The organism is Bacillus sp. V5-8f (assembly GCF_002863565.1).
Classification (GTDB): Bacteria; Bacillota; Bacilli; order Bacillales; family DSM-1321; genus Peribacillus.
Map to the genome: position 1 here is coordinate 187,981 of NZ_PGUW01000005.1, position 15,868 is coordinate 203,848.

General features: G+C 45.0%; 11 protein-coding genes. 1 reads left to right on the plus strand and 10 read right to left on the minus strand.

Going from position 1 to position 15,868, the window contains the following annotated elements; all coding sequences use genetic code 11:
* Positions 1 to 30: 30 nt before the first annotated feature.
* A complete protein-coding gene (locus CUU64_RS08525; RefSeq protein WP_101633134.1) occupies positions 31 to 2,709 on the minus strand; it encodes a calcium-translocating P-type ATPase, SERCA-type in 2,679 nt (892 codons plus the stop codon).
* 222 nt (positions 2,710 to 2,931) lie between these two features.
* Between CUU64_RS08525 and CUU64_RS08530 the strand changes: the two genes are divergently transcribed.
* Positions 2,932 to 4,659, plus strand: coding sequence for an Rqc2 family fibronectin-binding protein (locus CUU64_RS08530; protein ID WP_101633135.1), 1,728 nt, complete (start codon positions 2,932 to 2,934; stop codon positions 4,657 to 4,659).
* A gap of 39 nt (positions 4,660 to 4,698) precedes the next feature.
* On the opposite strand, the gene pyrE is transcribed toward CUU64_RS08530, so the two are convergent.
* From pyrE to CUU64_RS08575, 9 genes are all read right to left on the minus strand, one after another.
* Positions 4,699 to 5,331, minus strand: a complete 633-nt coding sequence (gene pyrE, locus CUU64_RS08535; RefSeq protein ID WP_101633136.1) for an orotate phosphoribosyltransferase — start codon at positions 5,329 to 5,331, stop codon at positions 4,699 to 4,701.
* A complete protein-coding gene (gene pyrF, locus CUU64_RS08540; protein WP_101633137.1) occupies positions 5,328 to 6,044 on the minus strand; it encodes an orotidine-5'-phosphate decarboxylase in 717 nt (238 codons plus the stop codon). Before pyrF ends, pyrE begins: the two co-directional genes overlap by 4 nt.
* On the minus strand, positions 6,016 to 6,957 hold the full coding sequence (locus CUU64_RS08545) for a dihydroorotate dehydrogenase (protein ID WP_101633138.1): 942 nt from the start codon (positions 6,955 to 6,957) through the stop codon (positions 6,016 to 6,018). The genes pyrF and CUU64_RS08545 overlap by 29 nt, the downstream gene beginning before the upstream one ends.
* Entirely contained in the window at positions 6,954 to 7,736 is a 783-nt protein-coding gene (locus tag CUU64_RS08550) for a dihydroorotate dehydrogenase electron transfer subunit (protein ID WP_101633139.1), read from the minus strand. Before CUU64_RS08550 ends, CUU64_RS08545 begins: the two co-directional genes overlap by 4 nt.
* Complete coding sequence (gene carB, locus CUU64_RS08555) at positions 7,733 to 10,939, minus strand: carbamoyl-phosphate synthase large subunit (protein ID WP_101633140.1); 3,207 nt, start codon at positions 10,937 to 10,939, stop codon at positions 7,733 to 7,735. The genes CUU64_RS08550 and carB overlap by 4 nt, the downstream gene beginning before the upstream one ends.
* Positions 10,918 to 12,024: a carbamoyl phosphate synthase small subunit gene (locus CUU64_RS08560; protein WP_101633141.1), complete on the minus strand. Its 1,107-nt coding sequence runs from the start codon at positions 12,022 to 12,024 to the stop codon at positions 10,918 to 10,920. Before CUU64_RS08560 ends, carB begins: the two co-directional genes overlap by 22 nt.
* The gene (locus CUU64_RS08565; RefSeq protein WP_101633142.1) at positions 12,021 to 13,307 is read right to left on the minus strand and encodes a dihydroorotase; all 1,287 of its coding nucleotides are present in this window, start codon (positions 13,305 to 13,307) and stop codon (positions 12,021 to 12,023) included. Before CUU64_RS08565 ends, CUU64_RS08560 begins: the two co-directional genes overlap by 4 nt.
* Positions 13,270 to 14,205, minus strand: coding sequence for an aspartate carbamoyltransferase catalytic subunit (locus CUU64_RS08570; protein WP_101633143.1), 936 nt, complete (start codon positions 14,203 to 14,205; stop codon positions 13,270 to 13,272). The genes CUU64_RS08565 and CUU64_RS08570 overlap by 38 nt, the downstream gene beginning before the upstream one ends.
* Before the next feature lie 204 nt (positions 14,206 to 14,409).
* On the minus strand, positions 14,410 to 15,720 hold the full coding sequence (locus CUU64_RS08575) for a solute carrier family 23 protein (RefSeq protein ID WP_101633144.1): 1,311 nt from the start codon (positions 15,718 to 15,720) through the stop codon (positions 14,410 to 14,412).
* Between the last annotated feature and the right edge of the window lie 148 nt (positions 15,721 to 15,868).

Consider the following 15,868-nt stretch of genomic DNA (forward strand, 5'->3'; position numbering starts at 1 on the left):
GCTCTACTACCTTTTGAATTATATCATAATTTATTTTGATTTCGACACCAAAAATGAACCAGCCAATAAAAAAGTTGGAATGGATGCCATGCCTATGATTAACAGCCAGTCTCTAGGCTGGATTGCCATGGTATGGAATATGGTCTGTAGCGGCGGATAGTATAATACGACCATCATCAACAGAAGTGAAGAAATAACCGCCCAGACTAGATATTGATTGCCAAATGGGTTCCGCGAGAATATTGACTTTTCACTGCGGCAATCAAATACATGGATCAGCTGTGCCAAAACAAGTGTGGCAAAAGCGACTGTCTGTGCATATGGAAGATTATCTGGATTGGCTTTATATACAACGATGAAAGCAATCAGAGTGGAAATTCCTATTAAAAATCCGCGTGAAATGATTTTCCAGCCAAGCCCACGGGCAAATACGCCTTCTTTCGGGCTGCGCGGCCCCCTTTTCATGACATCGCCCTCCGGTTTGTCCAGTCCAAGCGCCATAGCCGGAAGGCCATCTGTAACCAGGTTCACCCAAAGAATCTGAATCGGGACGAGTGGCAAAGGCAAGGCCATGATCATCGCAAAAAACATCACCAGGATTTCACCTACATTCGAGGCCAGCAGATACCTGATAAATTTTCGGATATTTTCGTAGATATTCCGTCCTTCTTTTATTGCTGCTTTTATCGTCGCAAAATTATCATCCAACAGTATAAGAGAAGATGCTTCCTTGGCAACATCGGTACCGGTGATTCCCATCGAAATCCCGATGTCAGCAGATTTAATAGCCGGGGCATCGTTTACCCCATCACCTGTCATAGCAACAACATGTCCCTTATTTTGCAGCGCTTTGACAATTTTCAGTTTATGCTCTGGGGATACGCGGGCAAAAACAGATACATCTTGCACCACCTCTTCCAATTCGTCCACGGACATATCTGATAAAGTCTTTCCTTCAAGCACTTTGTCATTTCCTCTTAAAATACCTAACTGCTTTGCAATTGCTTTGGCAGTGGAAACATGGTCACCTGTGATCATCACTGTCTTGATGCCGGCCTCACGGCATTCCTTAACCGCTCCCTGGACTTCCGGGCGCGGAGGATCAATCATGCCTTGGAGTCCAATAAAGGTAAGCCCTTTTTCAGCTTCTCTTTCATCTAATAGGACGGTTGTTGTCCCGATCGGTTTAAAACCAACAGCAATTGTTCTAAGGGCCTGGTCGGCCAGCCCATCGATTGCGGTTTGCACAGTATATTTAAAGTCTTTCGTCAAGCCTTGGGCCTGCCCGTTCCATAAAATGGTTTCACACTGGGATATTAGTACATCCGGTGCCCCTTTTGTGACAACAAATTGTTTTCCGTTTTCATCCTTGACTATGACACTCATCATTTTGCGCGTGGAGTCAAATGGGAATTCTTTTACAATGGTAAACTTTTGTTTTAAGATATCTCGCGTCAGCCCTGCTTTCATTGCTGCAACAAGGAGTGCGCCTTCGGTTGGGTCGCCATCGAGCACATATTTCCCATCATTCTCCACGAGTTCGGAGTTATTACAAAGCATGCCGAATGTCAAAAGCTGATGAAGCGATTTCTCCTGCTTCGGATTTACCGCCGAGTTTTGTTCCATAAAACTTCCATTAGGTTCATAGCCGGTCCCTGTCACATTCCACGTTTTTCCGCCACTCCATAGATGCGTTACCGTCATCTTATTCTGGGTCATTGTCCCTGTTTTATCAGAGCAGATGACAGAAGCACATCCTAATGTTTCAACGGCTGGCAGCTTGCGGACAATCGACTTTTGTTTGATCATCCTCTGTACGCCTAGAGAAAGCGCAACGGTAACGATTGCCGGAAGCCCTTCTGGAATAGCTGCGACCGCAAGCGAGACACCTGCCAAAAACATCGTATATAAGTCGTTTCCTTGTATTACCCCAATTACCACAACGAGAAGCGTCAAAAACAAAGCGGTGATGATCAGAATCTTTCCAAGCTGCTCCAGGCGACGTTGCAGCGGGGTGGCCATCGTTTCCGCTGATTGAAGCATATCCGCAATCTTTCCCATAGCTGTATTCATGCCTGTGGCAGTGACTATTCCGACACCGCTTCCCCTGGTGACCATCGTTCCCATAAACGCCATATTTTGTTCATCACCTATACTGTCTACAGCATGCCTGATTGGTTGGGCAAACTTAACGGCCGGGACAGACTCTCCTGTAAGTGCCGATTCCTCTATCTCCAGGCTGGACGATTCCATAATTCTTAAATCAGCACCAATGCGGTCGCCGCTTGTGAACTTCAAGACGTCACCTACAACCACTTCCCTCGAAGGCATTTTAACCCACTTCCCATCACGCAGGGCATGGACTTGGGGCGCTGCCATTTGTTTCAGTGCATCCAGCGATTTCTCCGCCTTCCGTTCCTGGAAAAAGCCAAGGAATCCATTTATCAATATGATGGCGATAATCGCTATCGAATCGATATATTCGCCAAGCAAGCCCGAAATCAATGTAGCCGCTAGGAGCACCAGGACCATAAAGTCTTTAAATTGGGAGAAAAACAACAGGAGGGCGGATTGTTTTTCTCCTTCTTGAAGTTCATTAAACCCTTGCTTTTGCTGCCTTTTTCTTGCCTCGTCTTCTCTTAAACCCTTTTCCATGCTGGTTTGAAGAGCTGCTTCAATGTCCACTGTATCCATTTCACGGAACTTCATTACGTATCACACATCCCTCGCGAATAGAATAGAACTTTCCTTTTCTCCTTCCATGCTTATTCAGACTCGTCCTAAAAAATGCTATACTTTTAGTGTGAATGCATTAGGGAAAATATTTTACATAACTGCCAATGCTCCTTATAATGAGGGGACATGCCTAAGCAGCTATAACTGAAATTAAAGGCTTTCATTTTTTATTTTATTGCAAAGGAAGTAACGCCAATGTCTTTCGATGGTTTGTTCACAAAAGCAATGACCGAAGAAATTTCTGGCCTTCTCAAGGGAGGCCGTATTAATAAAATTCATCAGCCATATAAAAATGAAGCAATCCTTGTTATTCGAGCGGGCGGAAAAAACCATAAGCTATTGCTTTCCGCCCATCCAAGCTATGCAAGGATGCAGATCACACAAGAAAGCTACGAAAATCCAAAAGAACCCCCAATGTTCTGCATGCTTATGAGGAAGCATCTTGAAGGCTATGTGATTGAAAATATTTATCAATCCGGACTAGACAGGGTTGTTATTTTTGAAGTAAAAGGACGGAATGAGCTGGGGGATGTCTCGGTAAAACAGCTGATCGTAGAAATCATGGGAAGGCACAGCAATATCATTCTGCTTGATAAAGAGAAAAATATGATTATAGATAGCATAAAGCATGTCTCCTATGCAGTCAGCAGTTATCGTGCCGTACTGCCGGGGCAGCTTTATAAAGCCCCTCCATCCCAGGAAAAGGCCAACCCATTAGAGGCTACCGAAGAAGATATTCTGCGTAACCTTGATTTTAATGCCGGCCAGTTGGATAAGCAGCTGGTTCATCATTATTCGGGTATTTCACCATTATTCGCACGTGAAGCCGTCCACCAAGCTGGTCTTGCCAATCGTTCGACATTGCCTGGGGCATTCCTCGGTTTGATGGAAAGGGTTAAGAGAAAGGATTACAGCCCAACACTTATTGATGATGGCAGCAAAGAATCATTTTATATGCTGCCGCTTAGTTCCCTAAAAGGGGAGACCCGGACATTTGCTTCTTTAAGTGAATTGCTCGACCGATTCTATTTTGGAAAAGCCGAGCGGGACAGGGTGAAGCAGCAAGGAAACGATCTTGAACGCTTTATCGCCAATGAAATGGATAAGAATAAGAAGAAAATTAAAAAGCTTGAAAGAACGCTTCAGGAAAGTGAAAAGGCAGAAGGATACCAGTTGTTTGGCGAGCTCTTAACCGCGAACCTTTATCAAATGGAAAAAGGGATGAAGGAAGTCGAAGTCAGCAATTATTATGAGGAAGACGGACGGATGGTCACGATCCCGCTTGACCCGCTAAAGTCACCATCAGAGAACGCCCAAAAGTATTTTTCTCGATACCAAAAAGCAAAGAATGCGATTGGGTTTGTCGAAGAACAAATTGATTTGGCCAAGGCGGAGACGGAGTATTTCGATACCCTCATGCAGCAGCTTCATTCCGCCTCTCCAAGAGATATCGAGGAAATCCGCGAGGAACTTCAGGAAGAAGGCTACCTCAAACAAAAGCAGAAAAAAGGAATGAAGAAACCAGCAAATGCAAAGCCGCAGCTAGAAAGCTATTTTTCTACCGATGGAGACGAAATACTGGTTGGCAAAAACAACAAACAGAATGATTATTTAACCAATAAACTTGCAAGAAGAGATGAAATTTGGCTCCATACAAAAGACATTCCCGGCTCCCATGTCGTCATTCGCAATGAACGTCCAACAGATGAAACGATTCAAGAGGCAGCTGTACTCGCTGCTTATTACAGCAAAGCAAAAAGCTCCAGCTCTGTTCCTGTTGATTTCACCAAAATCAGGCATGTAAAAAAACCAAGCGGTGCCAAACCGGGATTTGTTATATACGATAACCAGCAAACGATGTATGTAACGCCTAACGCCGACCAGGTCATCAGGATGAAGGAAGCTCCTAAGGGTGTTAAATAAAAGAAAACAGCCAGTGGATTTTTCCGCTGGCTGTCTTCTTTATGCAGTGATCCATCCGGTATCTGCCGGATTTTCTCTCCACTTGCTTAATTTATACCTATCGCTTTCTTTAATAAGTCCGAGGTTTTTTGCAACTTTAATGAGGGAAGTGTAATCTGAGAGCGAAAAGGAGTGGATACCTTCTGCAGCCAGCTGGTCCTTACCTTTTTGTAATTCATACGTGAAGATGGATACGACCCCTAAAACAGTGCAGCCATTTTCTCGTAAGGCTTTTACTGCCTCGATTACACTGCCTCCAGTAGAGATCAGGTCTTCGACGACGACAACCTTTTGCCCTGGTTCCACTTTTCCTTCAATCTGGTTGCCCTTCCCATGTCCCTTTGGCTTGGATCTTACATAGCACATCGGAAGGTCTAAAATATCGCTTACCCAGGCAGCGTGGGGAATTCCCGCAGTAGCTGTTCCCGCTAGTATTTGCGCATCGGAAAAATGTTCTTGAATCAACGATGCCAATCCCTTTGCTATTTCTTTGCGGATTTCCGGGTAAGACAGTGTTAACCGGTTATCGCAATAGATAGGGGACTTAATCCCCGAAGCCCATGTGAAAGGATTGTCAGGCTGTAGGTAAACAGCCTTTATTTCTAACAAATGCTCCGCTATCGTTTCTTTCATATCTTAATTCCCTCCCACGCTTCCAGTACTTTTTTATAGGCTTCAAATGGATTTTCTGCTGCTGTAATTGTCCTGCCGACAACGATTGCGTCTGCCCCAAGCATCCTTGCCTGTTCAGGTGTCGCCACTCTTTTTTGGTCATGGGTTTCTCCCTCGGCCATCCTTATGCCTGGAGTTACCGTTAAAAAGCCTTTTCCGATTCTCTCATGGATCAAGCTTACCTCATGTGTTGAACAAACTACCCCATCAAGCCCGGCACGTTTCGTTAATCCGGCATAATGGAGAACAGATTCTTCTAAAAGCCCGTATATCCGTTGTTCTTCATTCATTTGTTCTTTTGTGGTGCTTGTTAGCTGTGTGACCGCAATGCATTTTGGCCTTTCTTTTCCTGAAGGTGTACCGGCATCCAATCCTTCGAGTGCTGCATCCATCATTTTAACGCCGCCTGCAGCATGAACATTAACTAAATCAACATTCAAGCCTGCGAGACCCCTCATAGCCTGCTTCACCGTGTTAGGAATATCATGGAGCTTTAAATCAAGGAAAACATCATGTCCCTGCTCTTTTATAAAATTGATGATTCCGGGACCGTTTTGGTAAAATAGCTGCATGCCCACTTTGACAAATAATTGCTTCCCGCTAAACCACCCAAGAAAATGTTTTGTTTTTTCCATGTCTGGGAAATCAAGAGCGATGATAAGAGATTTGTGCATCCTTGTTCCAGCTCCTTCCCGTACACTCTGAAATATGGCTATAACCCAGCTTTTCAAGCAATTCCGGAAGTTCTTCAATGATTTTCGGGCATACAAAAGGATCGACAAAGTTTGCGGTTCCGACCGCCACCGCGCTGGCCCCTGCATAAAAAAATTCAATTACATCTTCCGCAGTCGCAATGCCTCCCATCCCTATGATGGGAATGGACACCCGCCTGCTTACTTCATGTATCATTCTGATGGCAACCGGTTTAATTGCCGGGCCGGATAAGCCGCCTGTCCCATTTGCAAGCACTGGCTTTCCTGTTTTGATATCCAGTCTCATTCCCAGCAATGTATTGATCATCGTTAGCCCGTCTGCCCCTGCATCTTCCACCGCTTTAGCCATTTCAGTTATGTTGGTGACGTTAGGGGAAAGTTTAACGTATACAGGTACCTCGGAAACTTCCTTCACGGCTTTAGTCACGCTTTTTGCCGTTTCTGGATCAGTCCCGAATGCGATCCCACCTTGTTTCACATTTGGGCAAGAGATATTTAATTCCAAGGCCTTTACATTGCCAGCCTTGCTTATTTCGCGGGCAACTTCTGTATAATCTTGCACTTGTGACCCGGCAATATTAGCGATAATAGGAATGTCGTACATTTCAAGAAAAGCAAGCTCTTCTTCTATCACCTTTGAAAGCCCTGGATTTTGCAACCCGATAGCATTCAGCATGCCAGCTGATGTTTCCGCAACCCGCGGGGTCGGGTTTCCAAATCGGGGTTCCGGGGTTGTCGCTTTAATCATGATGGCTCCGAGCTTGTTTAAATCATACAGGCGGCTGAATTCACGCCCAAATCCAAAGCAGCCTGATGCCGGCATGACTGGATTTTTCAATTCAAGTCCTGGCAGATTGATAGCAAGTGACTTCATAGAATAACCTCCCCTGCCCGGAATACTGGGCCATCGGCGCACACTTTCTTATAAGAATGGCCATCGGGATCTGAAGCAGTATGGCAAACACATGCAAAGCAGGCGCCAATCCCGCAACCCATCCGTTCTTCAAGTGACAAATAGAGTTGTTTATGGCCGTATTCAGCTTCTAGTGCCCGTAGCATTGGCGTTGGTCCGCAGGCATAGATGATTTGAAAATCCTCTTCAATCCGTTTAATCACATCAGTGACAAAACCTGCACTGCCATATGATCCGTCAGCCGTAACAATATATGTTTCTCCCAAACTAGCAAATTGTTCTTCATAAAAAACATTGTCTACCGATTGGAAACCCAATACATGAATGACGGAGCAGCCTTTTTCTCTTAATCTTTTGGATAGCTCAAATAAAGGAGGAACCCCGATACCGCCGCCTACCAAAAGCACCTTGCCGCCATTTCCATGTGCCTCGTCAACAGGAAATCCATTGCCTAAAGGACCAAGTACATCTACCTCTTCACCGTTCTTTTTTTGCGAAAGGAGCTGTGTTCCTTTTCCATCTGCACGGTAAATCATCGTGAATTGCTTTTCTTTTTCCTTTATGGAAGAAATGCTTATCGGCCGCCTTAACAACAGCTCAAATCCACTTCCAGCTTTTATATGGACAAATTGTCCCGGCTGATTCATTTCAGAAACAAGCTCACCTTCTAAGGTGAGCTCATATATTGATTTAGCAATTTTTCTCTGGCTGATGACTCTCATGTTCTCGTTTTTTATCATGAATAGGACACCTCTCGGGCTTTATCGGACTTTGCCATTGCTTCTGCCGAGAATGTCATCGATTCGATTACCCGTAAGATTGCTTCTGCTGTATCCAGAGACGTTAAACATGGAATGCCATTTTCCACCGATTCACGCCTGATTCGGAAGCCATCACGCTCAGGCTGCTTTCCTTTGGTTAATGTATTGATGACCAATTGAGCCTCGCCATTCCGTATGACATCAAGAAGATTCTTTCCTGATTCCCCGATCTTCTCAACAATCTGTACCGGGATCCCGGCTTTTTCCAATATTGCTGCCGTACCAGATGTCGCGACGATCCGGTATCCGCAATTATTGAAGCGGCGGGCGATTTCAAGTGCTTCCTGCTTATCCTTATCCGCTACAGTCAATAGGACGGATCCATGGTCTTTTATTTGGATGCCAGAAGCCACCAGACCTTTGTATAATGCTTTTTCGAGAGTATAATCCTTGCCCATTACCTCTCCGGTAGATTTCATTTCCGGACCTAAGGTAATATCGACCCTCCGCAGTTTTGCAAAGGAGAATACCGGCACTTTCACGTATACACCCGATTTTTCGGGGACTAACCCGCTCGTATACCCCATAGATTGCAAGGAATTTCCGAGGATGGCCTTTGTAGCGAGATTCGCCATTGGGACATTTGTAATCTTGCTTAAAAAAGGAACCGTCCGGCTTGAGCGCGGATTAACCTCGATAACAAATACCTCATCGTTGCTAACAACATATTGAATATTTAATAGACCGATAATGTTTAATCCCTTTGCCAGTCTTGATGTATAATCCACAATTTTTTCTTTAATATCTGCTGACAGGCTTTGTGGTGGATAAACTGCGATTGAATCACCAGAATGGACTCCTGCACGTTCGATATGCTCCATAATTCCCGGGATTACCACATCTTTTCCGTCTGAAATAGCATCCACTTCAATTTCCTTCCCTGTCAAATAGCGATCGATGAGCACGGGATGGTCCGGATTAATTTTCACCGCATTTTCCATATAGTGAAGCAATTCATCTTGTTTATAGACGATCTCCATAGCTCTGCCGCCTAGGACATAGGAAGGCCTAACTAATACTGGATAGCCAATGCCCTCAGCAATCTGGACAGATTGGTCAACCGAAGTTGCCGTTTTTCCTTTTGGCTGTGGGATTCCCAATTCATTCAGCGCCTGTTCAAATTTATCCCTGTTTTCTGCCCGGTCCAGGTCCTCAAGTGACGTTCCTAATATTTTTACTCCTCTTTCAACCAGCTGCTCCGCTAGATTGATAGCTGTCTGGCCCCCGAATTGGACCACCACACCCATCGGTCTTTCAAGATCTATGATGTTCATAACATCTTCAATGGTCAGAGGTTCGAAATAAAGCTTATCGGAAATACTGAAATCGGTTGAGACTGTTTCTGGATTATTGTTGATGATAATCGCCTCATACCCGGCTTCCTTGATTGCCCAAACAGAGTGAACGGTCGCATAGTCGAATTCAACTCCCTGGCCGATTCTGATCGGGCCTGACCCTAAAACGACCACGCTTTTCCGTTCTGTTACAATGGATTCGTTCTCGTCCTCATATGTTCCGTAAAAATAAGGAGTTTCTGATTCGAATTCGGCAGCACAGGTATCTACCATTTTATAAACCGGAACAATCTCCTTTTCCTTACGCCATTCATAGATGGAACGTTGATCAGTTTTCCAAAGCTCGGCAAGAATAACATCCGAGAAGCCCATTTTCTTCGCTTTAACAGCTAACTCATAATCAAATAGGTTTTCTCGAAGCGTTTCTTCAAACTTAACTATTTTTTTCAGCTTATGAAGAAAGAACAGATCAATTTGGCTCCACTCATGGATGGTATCAATACTTGTCCCTCTTCTTAACGCTTCCCCAATATAAAATAACCTCTCATCTCCGGCTTTGCGGATGCGCTTTTCAATCAGCTGATCACTGACTTCTTCATTAAGTCCGATATGGAACAATCCAGCTTCAAGAGAGCGGACTGCCTTAAGGATGGACTCTTCAAACGTCCTACCTATCGCCATGACTTCCCCGGTCGCTTTCATTTGGGTTCCGAGCTTGCGGTTTGCGGACTCAAACTTATCGAATGGCCAACGCGGGATTTTAGACACGACATAATCAAGGGCTGGTTCAAAGCTGGCATACGTCTTTCCTGTTACAGGGTTCATCATCTCGTCCAGCGTTAGGCCGACGGCAATTTTGGCAGCGAGCTTAGCGATTGGATAGCCAGTCGCTTTTGAAGCGAGCGCTGATGACCGGCTTACGCGCGGGTTTACTTCAATTACATAATACTGATAACTGTATGGATCCAAAGCGAGCTGGACGTTACAGCCACCCTCTATTTTCAGGGCCCGTATAATTTTCAAAGAAGCATTGCGCAGCATCTGGTATTCCCGGTCGCTAAGAGTTTGACTTGGTGCAACGACAATCGAGTCCCCTGTATGGATTCCTACCGGGTCAAAATTTTCCATATTACAAACGACAATGGCACTGTCATTGCTGTCTCTCATAACCTCGTATTCTATTTCCTTAAATCCTGCGATGCTTTTTTCCAGCAAGCATTGATGCACAGGGCTGCTTTTCAAACCACCCGCTACGATTTCCATTAGCTCTTCTTCGTTCGCACATATTCCTCCACCTGTTCCTCCAAGCGTAAATGCAGGACGAACGATAACCGGATATCCAACCCGTTCAACGAATTGAAGCGCATCTTCTATGGAATGGATGATATCACTGTCAGGAACCGGTTCTCCCAATTCATTCATGAGCGTCCGGAATAAATCCCTATCTTCTGCCCTTTCGATAGCTGAAAGCTCTGTACCCAAAATTTTGACTCCGCATTCTTCCAGAATACCCGCGTTTGCCAGTTCCACTGCCATATTAAGCCCTGTTTGTCCGCCCAATGTCGGCAATAGTGCATCTGGCCGTTCTTTTCGGATGATTTTGCTGACGAACTCTAATGTGATCGGTTCTATATATACTTTATCTGCTATTTCCGTATCGGTCATGATTGTTGCAGGGTTCGAGTTTACTAGAATGACTTTATATCCTTCTTCTTTTAATGCGATGCATGCCTGGGTTCCTGCATAATCGAATTCCGCAGCCTGCCCAATGACGATTGGACCTGAACCAATTACAAGAATGCTTTTTATATCTGTACGTTTTGGCATGTTGCTTCCCCTCTCTCTTTTGCAATTTCAATCATGTTTAAAAATTCGTCAAATAAGTAATTGGCATCTACCGGTCCTGGTGACGCTTCCGGATGGTATTGAACCGTAAAGGCCGGGTGTTCTTTATGTTTTAACCCTTCAATTGTATTGTCATTTAAAGCAATATGGGTAATTTCCAGGTTGGTGCGGCGAATAGAATCACTTTGTACAGTATAACCATGGTTTTGCGAGGTTAACGCAACATTTCCTGTTTTTAAGTCCTTCACCGGATGATTTGAGCCGCGATGGCCAAATTTCATTTTTTCTGTTTCAGCACCGTTTGCAAGTGCAAAGAGCTGGTGGCCAAGGCAGATTCCGAATAATGGTACCTTGCCCTGAATCCCTTTGATCATTTCTATCGCTTCCCGGACATCTTTCGGGTCCCCAGGTCCGTTGGAGAGCATAACTCCGTCAGGATTTAGCTTCAACACTTCACTTGCTGTAACATTGTAAGGCAGCACTACGACATCGCAATCCCTGTCATTTAATTCGCGCAAAATTCCGTGCTTCATACCAAAGTCTATTAACGCTACCCTTTTGCCTCTTCCAGGACTTGGGTAAGCCGTTTTTGTTGAAACGCGTTTGACCTGGTCGGTTGGCGGAACCGTAGCTTTCAACTGCTCTAAAATGTCCTCTGGATTTTTTTCAATTCTGCAAATTGCGCCTTTCATTGTGCCATGCTGGCGAATGATTCTTGTCAGTTTTCTTGTATCAATCCCGCTGATTCCGGGTATGTCCTTTGACTTGAAAAATTCATCCAGCGAAAGCTCATTCCTCCAATTGGATGGGAAGTCTGCTGCCTCCTTAACGATAAATCCTGAGATTGCAGGATTAATTGATTCAAAGTCGTCACGGTTTATGCCGTAATTGCCAATAAGGGGGTAAGTAAGGGTTACAATCTGTCCGCAATAGGAAGGGTCAGATAAGATTTCCTGATACCCCGTCATTCCAGTATTGAACACAACCTCCCCTATTTTATCCGTATCACTTCCAAAAGCTTCGCCGACGAATACTGTACCATCCTCTAGAATGAGCTGCCTTTTCATTGTTTTACACGTCCTTTTTCCCAAACTATTTTACCTTCAGCAATTGTCATTACCGGCCATCCAGAGCAAACCTTCCCGTTAAAAGGAGTGTTTTTGCCTTTTGAGGCAAACTCAGTGCTGTCAATCCGTTTTTCTGAATCCAAATCCAGCAGTACAATATCTGCCTTTGCACCTGCACGCAGCTTCCCGAATGGAAGGGAAAAGCTTTCAGCAGGTTTTACGGTCAAGAACTCAACCAGTTCCTTAAGGGTGAAGATTCCATTCTTTACAAAATGGGTATATAGGAGCGGAAAAGCTGTTTCCAACCCGACAATCCCAAAGGGCGCGAGGATCATTCCTTCCGCTTTTTCTTCCGCTGTATGGGGAGCATGGTCTGTCGCAATAAAATCGATCGTGCCATCCCTCAGGCCTTCTATAAGCGCTTCTCGATCATCCCGGCCTCTTAGCGGAGGATTCATTTTATAATTGGGATCAAGTCCCGGAATATCTTCATCACAGAGGATAAGGTGATGAGGGGTCACTTCTGCGGTCACTTTAATTCCGGCTCTTTTCGCATCTCTTACGACCCTAACAGATTCCTTGGTGCTGATATGGCAAACATGGTAATGGCAATCCGCCGCTTCTGCCAGTAGCACATCCCTGGCTATTTGAACGGATTCACATACAGAAGGAATTCCGTTTAATTCGGCCGCTTCGGAAAATTTGCCTTCATGGACGGAACCTTTATTAATTAACGTATTATCTTCGCAATGGGCCACGATCGGCATATTCAATGCCGTTGCTTTCTTCATGGCTGCGAGCATCATTCCAGCTTCCTGCACGCCTACCCCGTCATCTGTGAAGGCAAACGCCCCCGCTTCCTTCAGCCCTTCAAAATCTGTCAATTCCTTCCCAAGTTCACGAACTGTAATGGAAGCATAAGGAAGAACCCTTACATGTGCCGTTTCTTCAATTCTGTTCATCAGCCATTTCATTTGCTCTTTACTATCGGGTACCGGACGCGTATTCGGCATTGCAGCGACAGTAGTGAATCCTCCCCTGGCAGCTGCCATTGTCCCCGTTTTAATCGTCTCTTTCTTCTCTCCGCCAGGCTCGCGTAAGTGTACATGAAGGTCAATGAATCCAGGGACGATAACATTTCCGCTTGCATTAATTACCTCATCCCCAGCGGCAGGAATTGTTTCTGCAAGTTCGGTAATGACACCATTTTCAAAAGCGACTTCAGCCTTGATCAGATTTCCTTCGTTATCGAGCAATACTCCATTTTTGATGATGGTTCTCATAAACGGTTCCTCCCTTTTCCTTTTCTAACGCTCTTTTTAATACGGCCATCCTGATATAAACGCCGTTTTCCATTTGCTTAAAAATCCTTGCGCGTTCGCATTCAACCAAGTCACTATCGATTTCCACTCCCCTGTTGATAGGTGCCGGGTGCATGATAATGGCGCGGGGCTTCATGCTTTTTTCACGTTGCTTTGTTAAACCGAATCGCTGCAAATACTCACCATTTGTGCTGTCATGGTTTGTTATGTGCCGCTCATGCTGAATTCTTAGGAGCATGACGACATCAGCAGTTTTGACGGCCACATCAATATCTTCATAAGAACCTTTCCCGATCTGGTCATCAAACCATTCAGGCGGTCCTGAGAATACTACGTTAGCTCCAAGGCGCGTTAACGCATCAGCATTGGACCTGGCTACCCGGCTGTGGCGGATATCCCCAATGATCGCAACCTTGATGCCATTAAAACCGCCAAACTCTTGTTTAATTGTCATCAAATCAAGGAGCGACTGTGTTGGATGGTGGCCGCACCCGTCACCAGCATTGATTACTGGAATGTTCAGCCTACCAGACAGTTCTTCGTAATAACGATCCATTTCATGCCTGATGACCAGGGCATTCACTCCAATGGCTTCGAGCGTTCTGGCAGTGTCATAGAGAGTTTCCCCTTTTAGAACACTTGAAGTACCGGCATCAAAAGGGATAACCTCTAATCCCAATTTTCTTTCCGCCATTTCAAAGCTGCATTTCGTGCGTGTGCTTGGTTCGAAAAAGAGATTTGCCACAAAAGTTTGACGGTGAGGAAACCAAGATTCTCCGGCAGCAAAATCCTCTGCTTGCCTGATGATTTCTTCGATTTCTCGAACAGATAATTCATTCATAGTAAGTAAGTTTCTCATAAATATTCCCCCTTTGTGTACTTCATCCTAGTTCCAGGGTAAAAAAATACCCTGGGCCAAAGATTGGTTCCAGGGTGAAAGTGTTCAGGGAAAGAATGAAAAGCAGCAGAAACGCGTTCTACAATCTTTCCATACTTCCTCTAAGAGCACCACCCTTTTAAGCCTCTCTGGACTTCTTTTAAAAGGTGTATATTCAGTTTAAAATTACTTCTCTTCTCCAAACATGCTACTCGCCTTTTCCCTGCCCGGAAGGATCAGGTTTAAAAGCACACCGATAATTGCTGCTAGCGCCATTCCTGAAAGTGATACAGCATCAGACAGCTTTACATAGGCACCGCCTACCCCGATGACCAGGATGACGGAAGCGATGATGAGATTTCTGTTATTTCCAAAATCAACTTTATTATCAATCAACATACGAAGGCCGCTGGATGCGATAATCCCAAACAGCAGGATGGAGATGCCACCCATGACAGCCTGTGGTATGGAACTGATTACTGCAGATATCTTACCGATAAAGCCGAACAGAATCGCTATTGTGGCTGCTCCACCGATGATATAAACACTAAATGCGCGGGTTATCGCCAAAACCCCGATATTTTCACCGTAAGATGTAAGCGGCGGCCCACCGATAATCGAGCCTAGCACAATTCCGAAACCGTCGCCAGCAATGGAGCGGTGGAGACCAGGTTTTTTGATAAAATTCTTTCCTACTACTTTACTAAGCACCATTTGGTGGCCGATATGTTCGGCCATCGTAACGATTGCAACAGGAACCATTATCACGATGACTTCCCATGAGAAATTCGGTGTATATGTTGCGAAAGGTATCATGAAATCTGGCATTTGGAACCATTTGGCTTTTGCAATCCCGCTAAAGTCGATAATTCCCGCAATATAGGCGGAGATATAGCCTGCAATGATCCCCATCAGGATCGGTATCAGTTTAAGAAACCCTCGTGCAAAGATAGAGCATATAATCGTTACCCCAAGTGTGATAAGCGCAACAGTGATATGAGTTGTACTGTAGACAAGTTCACCGGCTGGCGCCCCTGGATTTTCGTACATGGCCATATTGACCGCCGTACCTGCAAGCCCCAAACCAATGACAATGATGACCGGGCCGACTACAACCGGAGGCAAGAGCTCCATCAACCAATTAAGTCCCACCCTCTTGATGATTAAAGCGATCATTCCATATACCAAGCCTGCGAAAAAGCATCCGATCATTGCCGATTCCGGACCACCCATCGCTTTTGCCGCAATAATCGGCGCTATGAAAGCGAAGGAAGACCCAAGATAAGCAGGTATTTGCCCCTTTGTAATTAACAGGTATGATAATGTTCCAAGACCGCTCGATATTAACGCGATCCCCGGACTTAACCCAACTAGGAACGGCACTAAAACCGTTGCCCCGAACATTGCGAATAAATGCTGCATGCTTAATGTTATCCATTGAACCGGTGAAGGTACATCCCTCACATCAAGGACCACATCTCTTCTAGTTTCTTCCATAAAAACGTTTCCCCCTAAACCCTTTTAAAAGTCCTCTTTACGGCGAGGCAAAGAGGACAAGGAATGTTAATTCTAACATTGTTCCCTTTATGGCCTCGCAGGACCATTTAAAAAGGTTTCTTATTGTCGCCTCACTGGGCTGGCGGCG

Bases quoted from the DNA above. Each gene is read 5' to 3' on its own strand.
- CUU64_RS08525 (WP_101633134.1), bottom strand. From the start codon at position 2,709: ATGAAGTTCCGTGAAATGGATACAGTGGACATTGAAGCAGCTCTTCAA.
- CUU64_RS08530 (WP_101633135.1), top strand. From the start codon at position 2,932: ATGTCTTTCGATGGTTTGTTCACAAAAGCAATGACCGAAGAAATTTCT.
- pyrE (WP_101633136.1), bottom strand. From the start codon at position 5,331: ATGAAAGAAACGATAGCGGAGCATTTGTTAGAAATAAAGGCTGTTTAC.
- pyrF (WP_101633137.1), bottom strand. From the start codon at position 6,044: ATGCACAAATCTCTTATCATCGCTCTTGATTTCCCAGACATGGAAAAA.
- CUU64_RS08545 (WP_101633138.1), bottom strand. From the start codon at position 6,957: ATGAAGTCACTTGCTATCAATCTGCCAGGACTTGAATTGAAAAATCCA.
- CUU64_RS08550 (WP_101633139.1), bottom strand. From the start codon at position 7,736: ATGATAAAAAACGAGAACATGAGAGTCATCAGCCAGAGAAAAATTGCT.
- carB (WP_101633140.1), bottom strand. From the start codon at position 10,939: ATGCCAAAACGTACAGATATAAAAAGCATTCTTGTAATTGGTTCAGGT.
- CUU64_RS08560 (WP_101633141.1), bottom strand. From the start codon at position 12,024: ATGAAAAGGCAGCTCATTCTAGAGGATGGTACAGTATTCGTCGGCGAA.
- CUU64_RS08565 (WP_101633142.1), bottom strand. From the start codon at position 13,307: ATGAGAACCATCATCAAAAATGGAGTATTGCTCGATAACGAAGGAAAT.
- CUU64_RS08570 (WP_101633143.1), bottom strand. From the start codon at position 14,205: ATGAGAAACTTACTTACTATGAATGAATTATCTGTTCGAGAAATCGAA.
- CUU64_RS08575 (WP_101633144.1), bottom strand. From the start codon at position 15,720: ATGGAAGAAACTAGAAGAGATGTGGTCCTTGATGTGAGGGATGTACCT.